The sequence below is a fragment of the Vibrio sp. qd031 genome (assembly GCF_002100145.1).
GTDB lineage: Bacteria > Pseudomonadota > Gammaproteobacteria > Enterobacterales > Vibrionaceae > Vibrio.
In genome coordinates, this window is sequence record NZ_JXQD01000023.1 from 35,198 (window position 1) to 52,422 (window position 17,225).

Below are 17,225 nucleotides of genomic sequence, written 5' to 3' on the forward strand. Positions count from 1 at the left end.
CTCAAACCAGCAGTGCCGCATTTTCTTGCTTGCGCTCTGCGAGTGTTTTTTCTATCGCTAACACAGTGGTCTTACTCACCCCGCGTTGCTCAGCAAGCGGCCTAAACTGACTAATGGCATCAACAACTTCTTGAATGCATTGTTGTGCTTTCTTCCAATTAGCAAAGCCTGCACTGGCCGCTAGCTTTTGCATCACTTTAAGTGGTGGTGCTTTTCCATACCCTGCAAAGGCGGTAGCATGTTCATTAAAAGGGTGAGGGCTAAAGGTTACATCGTAAAATGGGGCGAGTTGCCAACTGCCATCATCGGCTTGTAAAAAGCCCCAGTTTTTACTGTGATCGTCTTGGTTAGCTGCAAACAAGTTAAACATTGCGCGACGAAATTGAAGTTGCCCAGCAGCGGGTGACTTACAAAGTTGACGGCTGGCCTTAATCAGATCACTGTAATCTAAACTCGGGCTTCGGAAGTCAGCATCCAACAAACCACAAGCACTATGCATATGTAAGCGCCCAACCTTCTCCTGCGCGGGTAAATAATCGAAACGCTTTAACGCAAGCCATGCTTTAGCGCCGCTACTCACAGGTGCTTCAATTAGCTGCCAAATCGGTGGCTGACATTTTGCCAATTCAGCCATTTCTAAATAGACCGCTTCACACAAACCTTCTTCGTGGCCCAATGCTAAGTTCTTCGAAGTAAACTTAACTAACCATGCTTCATCGCCAGGCTGTACATAAGTGCGGCATTGCGTCGCGTCACCAGAGGGCATATAAATTTGCGCTTTAGGGCGAGCACCGCCGGAGCTGCCAACTGCTACCAAGGTTGCTAACACTTGCTGAGTGCTACCGTCTAGATCGTCAGAGAGGGACTGGTCGAACAAGGTTTGGGCTTCAAGCCCAAGTGTTTCCAAATCAATTTCTGAACGCTGAACTAATGAGAGCTCTGATACAGGTGTAAAAGACAATGCCCCCATTCCTTGCTGGCCAACCAAAGCCAGTCTATCCATTGCTGTTACTTGTGCGGGTATTATATCTTGTTGGCGAAACACACGATCTTGCAACAACAAACCCCAACCATCGGGAAGGCTGTCTCCAAAAACGCCGTGTATACCTTGGTGAGGCTCTTTCGGTGCTTGCTGTAATCGCACATCGCCTTGAAGAGTAAAAGGGGATAAATTGCCAAACCTGCTTAGATAACTTTCATCATACTGAAAGAAAACACCTTGGCGGTTTTGCGCTAATACACCCACCGATACAGTTTCGCCCGTTGTGAGAGTGCGCTCCACATTCAACTTTTGAATGGATTTAAAGCCCATCTTTAAGCACCTCTTCTATACTGGTCGGTAAAGCGGTACGGTCAGCCGTTGTTTGTGTCAGTTGATAAAGCCTGTCTAGTGAATCCAGCGACTGCCACAAAAGCAGCAGCTGACGAAATGAAATTTGCCCGGTGAGTTCAAACTTTTTTATGGTCGAAGCTGGTACACAACTACGCAGTGCCAGTGCCTCTCGCGATAGCTTCGCTTGTTTACGCAAGCCCCGCAGATGAGAAGCAAAAGCTTGGCTAACATCGGTATCATCTAAAAGTGAAAAGTTCATACGCAACCTTATAGGACACAATAGTATCTATTATAGCGTTATTTCATTGTTTGTGGACACTATAATGTCCATATGAATATGGATAACTATCACGTAACTGAAGAAGGATACTCAAAGCTGATACTTTGCATCAGGCATGGGGTGAGTTAAGGTAACGCATAGCCTACTAGGCTCGTACCTAGGAAGCGAATTACTGGTGGTTAGATTGGTGGTCAACAAAGAATACTTAAGACCATTTAACCTTCAATTATTTGATTTTTAATTAATTTAATATTTAACTCCACATTCAGATACGAATATTGAATAACCGATTCAGTAGTCTAGCTCTCTAACATAAATGACATAAGTCTCTGTTTCAGAGGCTTTTTTAATGCCTTATGAAGGTATGCACATACATACGATTGATCATTCCTAGTACCACTGATAAAAACGTTTAAGACTACTGCTGAAATATCGCGCACAATATACACTACGTGGATTTTTATCCGTTCTTTTCCAAATAATTCCCCACTAGATATAGGGTGATTAAGGTCACCTTTCTGTGAAACTTTCACGGTCCATGAAAGTTTTGAGAGCGCTTTCAAATACTCAATACTTTATTCACAAAACCAAAAAAAACCGTAGTACATTGCACAATAGAAACCGGTTCCTTTTTGACTGTGAGTTTTGGTTCATTGATGATCATAAACTTCATCGCAAAAAGAGCGCTAACAACCTTGCACTGCCCAGCGGTGATACATTAACGGAAAATGCTCATGTCTGACCCTATACAACGCGCCAATGACGCACTCAAAGCGCAACAAATATTAGCTCCTGTTAGCCGACAAGCCGCGGCAGAAGGGATTGTATTACTGCGTAACCATCAACACGTTTTACCGCTACTACCAAGCGACACAGTATCTCTGTTTGGTCGTTGCCAAGTGGATTATTACCGTAGTGGTACAGGGTCTGGTGGTGCGGTTAACGTGCCTTACACTGTCAATGCTGTGCAAGGTATGCAGAACAACCAGAGCATCAATCTGAATCAGGAACTTGTGGCGATTTATCAAGACTGGTTAGCGAATAACCCATTTGACGATGGTGGTGGTGGTTGGGCGGCTGAACCATGGTTCCAGCACGAAATGCCACTTGATGACGACCTTGTGGCACGTGCTAAGAGTATCTCAAATAAAGCTGTGGTATTTGTTGGGCGCACCGCAGGTGAAGATCAAGATAACGCATTAACTAAAGGTAGCTTCTTGCTCACTGACACCGAGCAACAGATGATTGACACGGTGTGTGCACACTTTGATCAAGTTATTGTGGTGCTTAACGTTACCAACGTTATCGACATGTCTTGGTTGGACGAAGGTGAGCATCGTGACTCTATTAAAGGCGTGGTGTACTCGTGGGCTGCGGGTATGGAAGGCGGAGACGCGTTGGCCGATATCCTAAGCGGAGATGTCTCTCCTAGTGGACGTCTTACCGACTCCATCGCTTATCAGCTTAGCGATCACCCCTCTGATGAAAACTTTGGTAGTGATGTGCGCAACCTTTACGTTGAAGATATCTATGTTGGCTATCGCTACTTTGAAACCTTCGCGCCAGAAAAAGTCCGCTTCCCATTTGGAGCTGGCCTGTCTTACACCTCATTCTCTAGACAATTAAGCTCATACACCGTTGAAGGCAGCGGTGCTAACGCTGTACTTCACTTTGACGTATTGGTCACTAATACTGGCAATCAATATTCGGGTAAGGAAGTGGCTTCTTTATACGTGACCGCCCCTCAAGGGAAACTTGGGCAGCCAATAAAAGCGCTGGTCGGTTTTAACAAAACAAGCACTTTAGCTCCTGGTGAGTCTGAGGTTTTGACCATCCGCGTTCCAGCTCATGTATTGAGTTCATACGATGACACTGGCGTGACTGGACACAAGAGTTGTTGGTTATTAGAGGCCGGCGATTACCAATTTAGTCTTGGTGGTAGCGTTAGAGAGGCAGTAAACATAGATGCATGCTGGTCAATAAAATCTACGTTAATTATTGAGCAAGTCAGCGAAGCATTAGCACCAGTCATTGCGTTTGAACGTATAAAACCAGAACTATCAGAGGGATCATTTAGCCTCGGATTGGAAGCCGTTAACACACGCTCTATTGATCTTGAAAAGCGCATTATCGACAACCTACCTACCAGTTACACCATTACTGGAGACAAAGGGATTCGTTTAGAAGATGTGAAACAGGGACGCGCTGAGATGCGAGACTTTATCGCGCAGCTCAACGCACATCAACTCGCGACCATTGTACGTGGTGAAGGTATGTGTAGCCCTAAAGTCACCCCTGGCACTGCGGCAGCATTTGGTGGTGTGAGTGATGAACTGTTCCAATTCGGCATTCCTGTGGCAGCGGCATCGGACGGCCCATCAGGCATTCGCATGGACAGTGGCCACCCTGCGTCACAGGTCCCTATTGGTACGTTGCTCGCTTGTACATGGAATACTGAATTAAACCACCAGCTCTACACTCTGGTGGGTGAAGAAATGCAAGCCAACGAAATTGACACCTTGTTAGGTCCTGGCATGAACATTCATCGTCACCCGCTCAATGGACGCAATTTTGAGTACTTCTCAGAAGACCCATTCTTAACGGGTAAAATAGCCTGCGCCCAGACGCTGGGTCTAAAGCATGCTGGAGTGTCGGGTACCGTTAAGCACTTCGCGGCCAACGACCAAGAAACCGGTCGACACCACGTTGATAGCGTGATGTCAGAGCGTGCACTTCGAGAGATCCACCTAAAAGGGTTTGAAATGGTGGTGAAAGAGGGCGAGGCCTCAACCATAATGACCACTTACAACCCTGTAAACGGTCACTGGACTGCCTCTAGCTACGATCTAAACACCACGATTTTGAGACAGGAATGGGGCTATACCGGCATAGTAATGAGTGACTGGTGGGCAAAAATGAACCATTGCGTCTCTGGTGGTGAAGAGTCCATCAGCTTTACGTCCTTTATGGTTCGCTCTCAAAACGATCTCTATATGGTGGTCGAAAACGACAAAGCCGAGCACGGTGGGCACAACGACGATACTCTCGCCGCTCTAGACAACGGTACACTCACTATTGGTGAACTTCAGCGATGCGCGATGAACATTTGTCGCTTCATCATAGATGCGCCTGTCATGCAAAGGCCTCTAAAAGCCTATGAGCCTATCAAGCCATTTTCGCCTAAATCACAAGCTGATGAGCATGCGGTTTTGTTAGAATCTAGTACGTCATTGGGGACAAAGAACAATACAACTAGAACGATCCGCGTAACTCAAGCAGGTGTGTATCGCTGTAGCGTTCAAGCAAGCTATGAGAAAGATTCGCTCGCCCAATCCACTTGCTCACTGCTGATCAATGATGATTTTGCGATGACCTTTTCGCTCAACGGAACCGAAGGGAAAACACAAACCGTAGAAGGCGTGCCGATTAGACTGGAAGTGGGTGACTATCACCTTCAATTTAACTTTGTTAAACCAGGACTGTATTTGGACAGCCTAACACTGGTTCAATCTTAGATAAAATCAGACATTCCTAGCCCCAGCATTCGCTGGGGCTTTTTTTCGAGTCGGGAAAAACAGTCTAAGGCACTAATTTGAGCGGTGTGCGAGCGGCAATACCCTTGCGCAAACGTTTTCGGCGTGATGGCGTTATCGAAATGGAACTCTATAAGTGTAATTGACGTCGATTCCATTAACATGTGCGTAACACCACACTACACCAAAGGCTATACCATGAAACTAGAAGCGATTGACTTTCATGCCAGTGACGCCGCTGAGCGATTTGTTGCCTCATTACGCGAAACTGGATTTGGGGTACTTAAAAATCATCCCATTCTCGAACGCGATGTGCAGAGCATTTATCAAAACTGGTATGCCTTTTTTAACGATAGTAGCAAAGGAGACTATCGCTTCAATGTGGACACTCAAGACGGGTTTTTCCCTGCTGACATTTCAGAAACGGCAAAGGGGCACAGCGTTAAAGACATTAAAGAGTATTTTCATTATTACCCGTGGGGACAGTGCCCTGCCGATCTTAAAGCCGAGCTAAGTCGCTACTATGCCAACGCAACAGATTTGGCCGCGACCCTACTGACTTGGGTGGAAGACCACTCTCCTAAAGAGGTGGTTGAGCATTACTCCCAATCACTCTCAAGCATGATTGACGGCAGTGAGCAATCATTGTTACGTGTATTGCACTACCCACCATTAAGCGGTGATGAAGAACTTGGTGCAATACGCGCCGCAGCCCATGAAGACATCAATTTACTCACCATTCTGCCGGCGGCAAATGAACCTGGTCTGCAAGTAAAAGCCAAAGACGGCAGTTGGTTAGATGTGCCCTGCGATCACGGTAACTTAATCATCAACATTGGTGATATGTTGCAAGAAGCGTCGCAAGGCTACTTTCCATCGACAACACATAGAGTCATCAATCCAGAAGGGGCTGACAAGAGTAAATCGCGAATTTCTCTGCCGCTGTTTTTGCATCCAAACCCCGAGGTTGTCCTTTCCGAGCGACATACCGCTCACAGCTACCTGATGGAACGCCTACGTGAGCTAGGTGTCATATAAATACCAAAGGCCACTGAGGTGGCCTTTTTTATGTTCATCCGATTGGTTATTGAATCCAATAACTGGAGGAGTCGGTCGATTTTTTCTTAAACAGAGTGATGTATAGGCTGTATGAGATGATCTGCCCTGCCACAATGGCGCAGAACATCAGTACCGCTGACAGCCCAATATTGGGAATAGGTAAAATCGCTTGAGAAAAAAACGATTCACTCGCCCCCACTAAAATGCGGCTTCCTGGGACTAAGATGATGATCCCCTGCATGATGTACACCAAAGGAGGCACTTGCCTAACCTTGCCCATCACCAAACCATAGCAAGTGATGATCATGGTGCTGATCCAAGTGCCAATGACCCAATCGTTGGTTATGTAAAGCGGCCCCCACATTCCAACAATGGCTGCTGGAAACGCAAATACAATATCGACCCAACGAGCATTAAAAACCACCCCTAGGGCTGCGGAAATGCCTACTAAGCCAAAGACATGCATAAGTAGCGGTACTTCATTAATGTAGTGTGTTTCAGAAGGGTGTGGTAGGACGGTATTCGCCAGACTAATTCCCAGCACAATACCAATAAATAACTTTAATATGATGAGCATACTTTGTGCCAGAAGCTCTATGCCTGAGCCAAAGTCATTATGCGCCAAACTCTCCAGCGCATTGGTTACAGTGAGCCCTGGTACGAATAATACTATGGCGGAAATACACAACGCATAAACAGGTAAGCCGGGGTCTAACGACGACAACAACCCAACAATAAAGGCCACCAAAAATGCCGCGACAAACTCCACGATAATTGCCCGTTCATCGGTAAACACACGGCAAACTACCCAAACTAATAACCCCAAAATCGCCGATATACCTACAGCAGGCAGTGTACTGCCGACCAAACATAGGTAGCTAGGAGGAATTAAAATAAAGGCTAAGCATTGTAACCATAGTGAGTAAGGATGCTGTCGTATCGCTTGCCGGCTTTGCTTTAGAGCAGAAATAGTCTCTACCAGCATTCTTAAATTGATGACCGGCAGTGGTTTTTTCTGCAGCACCGTCACATGCTCTGGCTCTTCAAACACTGCCATCACTTTAGTGGGCGTGATATCGAGAGCGACTTTCTGCATTCTTGCATGCGCGTAACGGTAGGTGTATTTGACAACGGAGTGCGGAGGGCAACCTGAACTGTGCAAGCAATCAATAAAGTCGAGGGTGGTTTGTATCGCTTGCTTGTCTTTAGATTGAATGGTCACGGCGCACTCCCTAGATGTAATAGCGAGCGTATTGTAACGACTTTTTCTTAGCAAAATAGAACTATTTTTAACGGCGTATTAACCGCTCTATTCTTTGATGAAATAGGTTACCTAGAGTGGTCACTGAACATCATTTTGGCGTATAACCAAAGTGCTCAATATCTTCGTGGTATAGACCTTCAATTCTGGCTATATTCTTTGGGGTTAGGTACTCATCATAATTATTGATATTACTCGAATTTTTCTTTTTGAGAGCATGCTGCTCCACACCCAACTTATCGCAAATCGTCACAATATCATTGTGAATGTTCTCCAGCTTAAACACATCATCAAGCAGTACTGTGCCGTGTTCATCGGTGATGTCTTGCCACATTGGCGCGGTGTGGGTACTCACATGTCGGTCAAAGCGCGTTTCCCAAAATTCTGGCAACATATCTAGAAAATAAGGAAAGCTTCGCTTAGCCATCATTAGCCTTGGTTTGGTTAGCGTCCAGTGTTTAGTCAGGTACTTCCAACACGAAACAGCACGAAAATAGGGGTTACGTACTATGGCAAACTTATACATTTCTGCAAATTCTTGCTCGGTATATAAAAATTTCTGTGCAAACAACATTCTTTTATATTCGTACTCACCCAGTGACACTAAGTGATTATTGAGATTGTTATTCCACTGGCTTTTGTCTAGTGCGACAAACGGCGTGCCATATTTCCACTCAGACACTGCGTAACTTGGGCCCAAAATTTCTTTCAGTGAAGTCCCACCAGCTTTTCTAATATGTAGCCACAAATATTTGTTCATGCCCTGCCCTGTTCCTTACGTCCGTTTGGTACACATCCGCTACTTCGGGTGCCGATATCTCTAAGAGTAAAGAGTTTTTATCAGCTTCGGGTTTTCAACAATGCGAATTTTCACACAATCGGTGTCGCTGTCCAACAAATGAACATTTCTAGAGCTGTCGCTCGCATTGCCTAACCTAAGTTGTCTATTCTTATAAAAATTCATTATTGGGAGTCTATAAATGACCAGCACACTGACCGATCCCTTTTTAAAAGGTCTGATTGAAGAGCTTACCCAGCGGGCTGAAGTAGAGTGTATCGCTTTGGGGGGATCGCACACCCTTTCGATGAACGATAAATGGTCCGATTTCGACGTCTATGTGTACCTCAACCAGCCACTGTCAATTCAACGTCGCAAACAGATCACGGATAAACACTGTCAATCGATGGAGCTTAATCAGACATTTTGGGAAACCGAAGATGACGGGGTGCTCAAAAGCGGTATCGAGGTTGAAATTATTTACCGCAATTTAGACGATATGGAGCAAGATTTAGACGCGTTAATTAACCAGCACCAAGTCTCCCTTGGCTACTCAACCTGCTTTTGGGCTAACCTCCTCAACTGCCAAGTTCTATTTGAGCGAGACAATAAGCTCAGTCATCTGAAACAGACATTTGGGTTGCCTTACCCAGACGCTCTTGCAAACGCAATTATTGAGAAAAACCTACCACTGCTATGCGATGCGTTCCCTAATTACCCAAAGCAAATTAAAAAAGCGCTGCTTAGACAAGATTCATTCAGCGTGCTTCATCGAACAAACGAATACCTTGCTAGCTATTTTGACGTGCTATTCGCACTCAACAAGATCCCTCACCCTGGTGAAAAGCGGCTCATAGATTTTGCCGAAGAGCATTGCGAGTTTCTTCCTATAAACTTTAAGAAAACGCTTGAGTCGCTGTTTGTGTCTATCAATATCACAGAGCAGTGCCATACCGACGGTGCGCTCATTTCTGCGCTCGACGATGCAACGAATAACTTAGTGTCGTTAATTGATATTCATAGACGCTAGTCTATTAGCACGTTGCTATCTCTCGACTAAAGACAAAAGCAATTGCTCACATTGTGATTGTGTCATTACGGCTGGGACAGGATATTGACCAAACGCTTCAGCGATCGCTTGTTTAGCTAGCGCAGGGATATCCTCCTCCAATAGCTCTGGGACGGTGAGTGGAATGCTCAGTTGGCCTAATAGACGTTCTACAGACTCGATAAATCGAATGGCACGTTCAGTGTCGGTGCCGTCTTGGCACCCCAAAACCTCATCGGCCAATTGAGCAATGGGTGTTGGATTTCGGTGTAAAGTAAACCGGAGAACTTTAGGCAGCAAAATAGCATTGGCCAGGCCATGGGGCACATGGTAAAACGCACCCAGTTGATGAGCCACGGCATGAACATAGCCGACATAGCTTCGTGTAAACGCCAGCCCTGCATCAAAACTTGCTTGGGCAAGCGCTGCCCGAGCGTTAAGGTTTTGCCCGTCGTGAAACGCTACCGGTAAGAATTCAAAAATCTGTTTTACCGCTTGCACGCACAGTGAGCGAGTATAAGTATTGCTGTACCCACTAATGTACGCCTCAATGGCGTGAGTAAGGGCATCAATTCCTGTTTGCGCTGTTATGCTTGCAGGCAAACCAATCATTAAGCTTGGGTCGAGCAACGCAGCACGCGGAACGATAAAGGGATCGGTAATGTTGGGCTTAGTGCGTGACACTGGGTCACTGATCACAGCGGCCACTGTTGTTTCAGATCCGGTGCCGGCAGTTGTAGGGATAGCGATAACGGGGTATGGCCGGCGCCTTACCTTAAGGATACCAACTAGCTTAGCCACATCTTTACCGGTCTTGGCACTGGCTGATATGGCTTTACCACAATCCATGGGAGAGCCTCCGCCCAGAGCAATGACGCCATCGCACTGCTCGGTATGAAACTGAATAACCCCTTCTCTGACTAATTGAAAATCTGGATCGGGTGTCACTTTATCGAATACCGAAAAGCCAATACCACACTCCAAGAGTTGCTGAGTCACTAACTCCAATAGCCCTAACTTTACCAGCATTGGATCGGTTACGATCAGTGGGTGAGAGAGCCCAAATGTTTGACACACATCCCCTAATTGATCGAGCGCATTTTCCCCCTCAACTTTCGACGGGGTAGGAATTGGCACCATTTTTATGAATGGCTTACGAATAGTGACCAAAACTTGATGCAACATAACGTCTCCTTGCGGGTAAAAAAACTAATAATCGGCGTATCGAATCTATGTTTCTCAATGACTACTTCCAATGTCCATTTGTCTCTAGGCGCGATTAAGTACCGCGCGCAATCTCAACGGTTTTACGGGCTTAGGCATAAAACTGAATCCATTGCTTTTTATCCCACTCATCATCTCTTCGGTACGATCTGCGCTAATGATTACCCCGACGAAACTATCGCCCAACCGCAACCGGCATTGTTGCAATACTTCTAATCCTGTTCGATCGTGATCCAAACGATAATCAGAAAATACCACGTCAGGAATAAAACCTTCCTCGATGTGTTTCATACTTTGAACCACATCTGCGGCCAACGCTACCTGGCAACCCCAGCGCGCCAACAACGTTTGCATGCCATCCAATATATCTGCTTCATTGTCTACGCACAGGACATTGAGATGAGAGAGATCTTGCTCTTTCACTGGCGAAGCCGTCTCGACCACCATAGGGGCAACCGCTTCTTTTCTTGCGACTTGAACAGAGAATACGCTGCCCAAGTTGTGCCAAGATTGCAGCGAAATAGTGTGCCCAAGCAGCTGCGCTAGCCCTTTAGAAATGGCCAGTCCTAAACCCAATCCTTGCTCAGCTCTAACCTGCTCCACTCGGGTGAACTCTTCAAAAATCTCTTGCTGCTTGTTATGGGGTATCCCAACACCGTTGTCCCACACTTCTATGCGGACACACTCTCCATCACGTCTTGCCCCCAATACAACCTTTCCTTTGGGCGCATAGCGAAATGCGTTGGTGAGGAAGTTCTGTAAGATTCTTCGCAATAATTTGGGGTCCGATTCGACAATCATTTGAGTGGAAACACAATGGAACTCTATGTCGTTACCAATCGACAACTGCTCAAACTCATTGGCGAGGGTGCTCATCACGTCATCCAACTTAAATTGAGTGATTTGTGCCTGCATTTTCCCTGATTCAATACGAGAAATATCAAGCAGATCACCGATTAAATCCTCTGCCGATTCTAGAGCACTTTCCACTTTATTGGACATCTGCTTAATGTCGTTTTGCGGCGCAATTTCACTAAGAGATGACGCGAACAGTCGAGCGGCATTTAGCGGTTGCATCAAGTCATGACTGACCGCAGCCAAAAATCTGGATTTGGAGTGCGATTCTAGCTCGGCTCGCTGAGTGGCCGAGACCAACCGCTTATTCAACTCCTCTAACTCTCGAGTCCTTTCTAGCACACGGGTTTCCAATAACTCATTAGATTGTTTAAGGGCTTTCTCGGCTTCTCTAAACACGGTAATGTCGGTAAAGCTCATTACAAACCCGCCACCTGGCATTGGATTACCTTGAACCTCAATCACTCGACCATCAGCTCGGATCCGCGATGAGGTATGCCGTGTGCCCTGTTCTAAGTGATAGACCCTTTTACGCACATGTACCTCAGGATCGCCGGGACCACACAGCCCCTGCTGCGCATTATGTCGAATCACATCAGCGATAGGACGGCCAACTCGAATCAGGCCAGCTGGAAAGTCAAACAGTTCTAAATAACGCTGATTCCATGCCACCAGCCTCAGCTGCTTGTCCACCACAGCAATACCTTGCCCAATATGTTCGATAGCCCCTTGCAACAACCCTCGGCTAAAATCGTACAGCTCAGAGGCTTCATCAACGATCGTGGCCACTTCCTCCAATTGCATGTTTTTACCTTGCAAGGCCGAAGTAAGTACTAACTTTGCTGATGACGCACCAAAAACACCGGCCAATAACCGTTCAGTATGTCGAATCAACGTCGCGGGAGCTTGCTGGCTTGGCATGAGCTGAGTGCCGTGTTGGCGCCAAAAGGTTATAAATGCACTTTTCGCGCGGCTACGGCCGACAAATCGAGACGCAAGCATCTCCAGTTCGGCAACCGATACACGGCTTTGATAGAGAGTAACGTTTTCCGCTTCTTCAAGCTGCATACCAACAAAGGACGCAGATTGAAGCCGCTCACTTAAACTGGGACGAGTAAAAAGAGAAACCAATACAAAACAGGTTGTGTTGATGACAAGGCTGATCAACATCCCCCAGTCAGATGACGATATCTGCCAAGACTCAATATAGCTCGGTGGCGTAATCAGCCATAGTAACGGGTTGCTGTCCGAGTCTCCTGCCAGCAGCGACATTTCATTCATCAGTGTGATTAACCACACCACAAAGCCCGTTAACAGCCCAACAAATGCCCCTTTCTTATTGGCATAGCGCCAGTACAGCCCGCCAATCAGTGCTGGTGCAAATTGCGCGATGGCCGCAAACGAAAGCAGACCGATGGCCGACAATGAGGTGATGCTATCGAGCGCCATATAAAACGCCCATGCCCCCATAAGCATGAGTAATATCAAACCACGACGGATATTGAGCAGCAATCCAGAAAAGTGCGCGTAGGTTCGCTGGCTCAGCTTAAGTCGGCGCAGCAGTAGCGGCAATACCAGATCATTTGACACCATGATGGCAAGAGCAATGGTTGAAACAATTACCATACCACTGGCGGCAGAGGTGCCTCCCAGAAACGCCAGCAAGGCCATATCGTGAGCCCCCAAGGACAGCGGTAAGCTGATGACGTACGAATCAGCTGGCTCTCCCGTCAACAACGCCTGACCTGCCCATGCGATAGGCAATACAAATATGCCCATCAACACCAAATAGAGTGGGAACAGCCATCGCGCAGTATGGAGATCTTGTGGCCGCTCATTTTCAACCACCATAGTATGAAACTGACGGGGTAAACAGATTATCGCCGCCATTGTCAGCAAGGTATGAATCGCCATAGACGCCAATTTCGGCGATTGATAGGTTTGCGACGCAATGTCAGCCAGACGAATATCCGGGCGTTCGATGGCGACCACCCAAATAAAGCCCCCCACCGTCAAAAATGCCACCAGTTTAATGATCGACTCAAAGGCAATCGCCATCATCATTCCGCGGTGGTGCTCTGTGCTATCAATGTGCCTTGTGCCAAATAGCATTGTAAATAGAGCAAGACCGGCAACAACAAACCAAGAGATGTGCGCCTGCTGGTAACCTAATTGCTCACTTAAATCGGGCGCAATGACATTAAGCCCCATAGTGATGCCACGCAACTGCAATGAAATGTAGGGAAGAATGCCTGCCACGGCAATCAGCGTCACGGTGACAGCTAATGCTTGAGACTTTCCATAACGCGCCGCGATAAAATCGGCGATAGAGGTGATGTGTTCACGTTTTGCAACTAAGATCAATCTAGCGAGCAGGCGCCAGCCAAACACAAACACAATGATGGGTGCAACATAGATGGGTAAAAACGACCAAGGGTTACTAGTGGCTTGGCCAACCGTACCGAAAAAGGTCCACGATGTGCAGTACACCGCAATGGAAAGGCTGTAGATCCATGGACGCCATTTTGACAACCAATTGGGACGTCGATCGCCATACCATGCGATCAAAAAAAGCACACCTAAGTAGGTGAGTGATACCGGTATCACTATCCAGCCTTCCATCACCTCGTCCCTGTGTGATTGACTCCTAACTACAATTTAAGCGATGAATGTAAGTAAACTCAAATGTTTAGCTCGCATTCTGTGCTACAGGCTTAGTTTTAGGTGAAACCTTAATCACGGTTGCGATCAGCCCCATTACCGCCATCACCCAAAACACCTGCGACCCGTAATGCTGATAGCCCCAACCGCTTACCGCAGTCATTAGAGCCAAAACGGCCCCCATAGGTAAAGCGTTATAGAGCGCTTGCAACGGTACCATTTCGACTTCTGGCACCATTTGGATATAGCGGATCGCAGCGATGTGCGCCAACGCAAAAGTGACTCCGTGCAAAGACTGCACAACCACCAACGCAACAATATCGGTCGTGGCGGCTGTAAGCCCCCATCGCAGCATCACACCAATCGAGGCCATAGTGAATAGTGCTTGTAATCCAAATCCAGAAAACCAGCGTCGGCTCATGGCAAACACCAAGATTTCTGAAATAACGCCCAAACTCCAAAGGTACCCAATAATGTCCTCAGAGATCCCCGCCCCTTTCCAGTGAATAGCCGAAAAACCATAGTAGGCAGCGTGGCTACCTTGAATCAGGGATACCAACACGATAAATCGCAGTACACTTGGCTTTCTAAGCAGTGCCAACAACTTGACCTTTGGCTGGTGTGTTTGAGTTTCTGATGTGGGGACAACAGCTGGGGTTCTTAGCACTAACAAATAAGCCACAACTGTGCCAAACAGCGCCGTATATAAAATCATCTGCGAGCCAAAATTAGCCACTAAATAACCGACAATGGTTGACCCAGCAACAAAGGCAATAGACCCCCATAAACGGGTTCTCCCATAGTCTAGTACTTTCAGTTTGGCGTAATAGTTCGCCATTGAGTCAGTCAACGGCGTTATGGGCCCAAGAAATAGATTGAACAATATGGTAGCGGTCGCCATTAACCAAAAGCTTTGGCCGGTAAATAAGTGCGCACCTAAGGTAATAAATGCCCCTATAGTCATCCAGCGTAGCGCCGGTAAAATTCTTTCCATGCGTGAAAAGCGAGGGGTAATAAATAGGTTAGCAATACAACGCGAGGCCAAACCTAAGCCAATGAGTAAGCCTATGTCACTCGCATCCACATGTTGCGACTCAAACCACAGTCCCCAAAACGGCAAATAGACGCCATAAGTGAAGAAAAATCCGACCAAATAGGTGGATAACCAAGCGTAAGGACTAGAGCGTTGCATAGAAGGCGAAACCAGTAATGACAGAAGGACCTGACTATTATACGCCGAATCCATTGGATAAATAGGGAAGGTTTATTGCTGAAAGGCTTTCCCCATTAGACCAAAGTCGTCTGGAGGATAATGGGAAATTTGCGAGACTGATGATAAGCACTTTACACAAGGCCCCGTTTGCTTATGCCTGATAACTTCGACATGCAATCCCCTCCATTTGACCGATTGGACGCATCGCAGCAGTCTAAACTGGAAGCCTCGCTAGATGTTGCCTATTACCGCAACGGTGATCAACTGATCAGCGCCAATCAACCTCAAAACGCCCTGTTCATCATGTTAAAAGGAACGGTTGAAGAGCGCGATATTGGCAATGACGAAGTCTTTGCCCATTATGGTAACGATGATCTTTTCGATCTCAGATCGATGTTCGAGGAAAGTGCTAGGCATAACTATGTGGCCTTAGAAGATACGTTGGTCTACCTACTTCCCAAAGAAGTCTTTGTCGAGTTCTATCAGCAAAATGGGGAGTTTGCCGCATACTTTGACAACAACTTAGCCAGACGACAAGCACTGATAGAAGAAGCGCAGCAACAGAAAAATATTGCCGAGTTCATTCTAACTCAAGTCGACGATTCGATTTTTTCACCCCCAGTGTTGCTGAGTGCAACAACCCCACTTGACCAAGTTTCTGAAACCCTAAAAAAACAGGGTGTGGACAGTGCACTGGTCGAACTGGACCCAGAAGATCCAAGAGTCAAAGCTCACCCACACGCTCACCCCTATGCCATCGTCACTCGTACTAATATGCTGCACGCACTCACCATTGATCGCTTACCCTTGGACGTAGAGATCGGTAAAATTGCCACATTCCCTGTGATGCATGTCGATGTGGGAGAATTTTTGTTTAATGCCATGGTTATGATGACTCGCCAGCGCATGAAGCGCCTCATGGTGTGTGATGGAAATCAAGCTGTGGGCATGCTCGACATGACTCAAATATTGAGTACATTCTCAACTCACTCCCACGTCCTTACTCTCGCCATTGCTCGTGCAAATACGATTGATGAGCTTGCTCTCGCCTCCAATAAACAGAAGCAATTGGTCGACAGTTTACTCAGTCGCGGCATTCGCACGCGATTCATTATGGAGCTCATCTCGGCCGTCAATGAACAGATTATAGAAAAAGCGTTTGAACTGGTGGTCCCCCCAGCGCTTCACGATCAAATATGTCTGGTTGTACTCGGCTCGGAAGGACGTGGCGAGCAAATTTTGAAGACCGATCAGGACAACGCACTGATCATAAAAGACGGATTAGAGTGGCATCAGTGTGACCAAATTATGGAGCAGCTTAGTCAAACACTACTAAAATTAGGTTACCCACCGTGCCCAGGCCGAGTTATGGTGAATAACGAATTTTGGGTACGAAACGAAAGTGCTTGGAAGAATACATTGGCAAAATGGATTGCGTCAGCTCAGCCTGCTGATGCGATGAATTTATCCATCTTTGCCGATGCACATGCCGTCGCAGGCGACAAAGCGATGTTAGAGAATGTGTTACTACCTACGCAACAAAAACTCAAAGGCAACATGCTGATGCTGCAAGAGTTTGTTCGTCCAGCCTTGCAATTCTCAGTGCCGCTCACCTTGTTTGGTAATGTGAAAAAGAATAAGCAGGGACTCGATTTGAAAAAAGGTGGCATATTCCCCATCGTGCACGGGATTCGAACACTGGCATTAGAGTATGGGATCACCGCCAGAAATACCTTTGAGCGCATTGAGGCATTGCAACAGCGTAAAATGCTAGAACCAGACACCGCAGATAACCTTAGTGAAGCGTTCAAACTGTTAACTAAATTGCGTCTTGCTCAACAAATGGATGCCGAGCAGACCGACTCATTGGTGCACACCGAGCATCTGGAACGAACAGAACGAGACTTACTTAGACATGCCTTACACGTCGTGAAGAAGTTTAAGCAGTTGCTTGGTTTTCACTATCAAATTAGAGACTAG

11 protein-coding genes are annotated in these 17,225 nt (G+C 46.7%); 4 read left to right on the top strand and 7 right to left on the bottom strand.

Features of this window, described 5'->3' with window-relative positions; all coding sequences use genetic code 11:
* Position 1: 1 nt before the first annotated feature.
* Positions 2–1,312, bottom strand: coding sequence for a type II toxin-antitoxin system HipA family toxin (locus tag ST37_RS08230; protein WP_084885376.1), 1,311 nt, complete (start codon positions 1,310–1,312; stop codon positions 2–4).
* Positions 1,302–1,592: a helix-turn-helix transcriptional regulator gene (locus ST37_RS08235; protein WP_084885378.1), complete on the bottom strand. Its 291-nt coding sequence runs from the start codon at positions 1,590–1,592 to the stop codon at positions 1,302–1,304. Before ST37_RS08235 ends, ST37_RS08230 begins: the two co-directional genes overlap by 11 nt.
* A gap of 755 nt (positions 1,593–2,347) precedes the next feature.
* Between ST37_RS08235 and ST37_RS08245 the strand changes: the two genes are divergently transcribed.
* Together ST37_RS08245 and ST37_RS08255 are read left to right on the top strand one after the other, a co-directional pair.
* Positions 2,348–5,128 carry a glycoside hydrolase family 3 protein gene (locus ST37_RS08245; protein WP_084885382.1) on the top strand — a complete coding sequence of 927 codons (2,781 nt, stop codon included), beginning with the start codon at positions 2,348–2,350 and terminating at the stop codon, positions 5,126–5,128.
* Between the two features lie 216 nt (positions 5,129–5,344).
* Positions 5,345–6,184, top strand: a complete 840-nt coding sequence (locus ST37_RS08255) for a 2OG-Fe(II) oxygenase family protein (protein ID WP_084885519.1) — start codon at positions 5,345–5,347, stop codon at positions 6,182–6,184.
* A gap of 46 nt (positions 6,185–6,230) precedes the next feature.
* Here ST37_RS08255 and ST37_RS08260 read toward each other — a convergent pair whose 3' ends face one another.
* Together ST37_RS08260 and ST37_RS08265 are read right to left on the bottom strand one after the other, a co-directional pair.
* The gene (locus ST37_RS08260) at positions 6,231–7,427 is read right to left on the bottom strand and encodes a threonine/serine exporter family protein (protein WP_084885386.1); all 1,197 of its coding nucleotides are present in this window, start codon (positions 7,425–7,427) and stop codon (positions 6,231–6,233) included.
* A gap of 130 nt (positions 7,428–7,557) precedes the next feature.
* A complete protein-coding gene (locus ST37_RS08265) occupies positions 7,558–8,226 on the bottom strand; it encodes a sulfotransferase family 2 domain-containing protein (protein WP_084885388.1) in 669 nt (222 codons plus the stop codon).
* A 220-nt stretch (positions 8,227–8,446) separates the two neighbouring features.
* Between ST37_RS08265 and ST37_RS08270 the strand changes: the two genes are divergently transcribed.
* Positions 8,447–9,274: a nucleotidyltransferase domain-containing protein gene (locus tag ST37_RS08270; protein WP_084885390.1), complete on the top strand. Its 828-nt coding sequence runs from the start codon at positions 8,447–8,449 to the stop codon at positions 9,272–9,274.
* A gap of 15 nt (positions 9,275–9,289) precedes the next feature.
* Here ST37_RS08270 and ST37_RS08275 read toward each other — a convergent pair whose 3' ends face one another.
* The 3 genes from ST37_RS08275 to ST37_RS08285 all read right to left on the bottom strand — a co-directional run bounded on the left by ST37_RS08275 (position 9,290) and on the right by ST37_RS08285 (position 15,224).
* A complete protein-coding gene (locus tag ST37_RS08275; RefSeq protein WP_084885392.1) occupies positions 9,290–10,477 on the bottom strand; it encodes an iron-containing alcohol dehydrogenase in 1,188 nt (395 codons plus the stop codon).
* A gap of 84 nt (positions 10,478–10,561) precedes the next feature.
* Positions 10,562–13,993, bottom strand: a complete 3,432-nt coding sequence (locus ST37_RS08280) for a PAS-domain containing protein (protein ID WP_084885394.1) — start codon at positions 13,991–13,993, stop codon at positions 10,562–10,564.
* A gap of 67 nt (positions 13,994–14,060) precedes the next feature.
* The gene (locus ST37_RS08285; RefSeq protein ID WP_084885396.1) at positions 14,061–15,224 is read right to left on the bottom strand and encodes a 3-phenylpropionate MFS transporter; all 1,164 of its coding nucleotides are present in this window, start codon (positions 15,222–15,224) and stop codon (positions 14,061–14,063) included.
* A 174-nt stretch (positions 15,225–15,398) separates the two neighbouring features.
* Between ST37_RS08285 and ST37_RS08290 the strand changes: the two genes are divergently transcribed.
* A complete protein-coding gene (locus ST37_RS08290) occupies positions 15,399–17,225 on the top strand; it encodes a putative nucleotidyltransferase substrate binding domain-containing protein (protein WP_084885397.1) in 1,827 nt (608 codons plus the stop codon).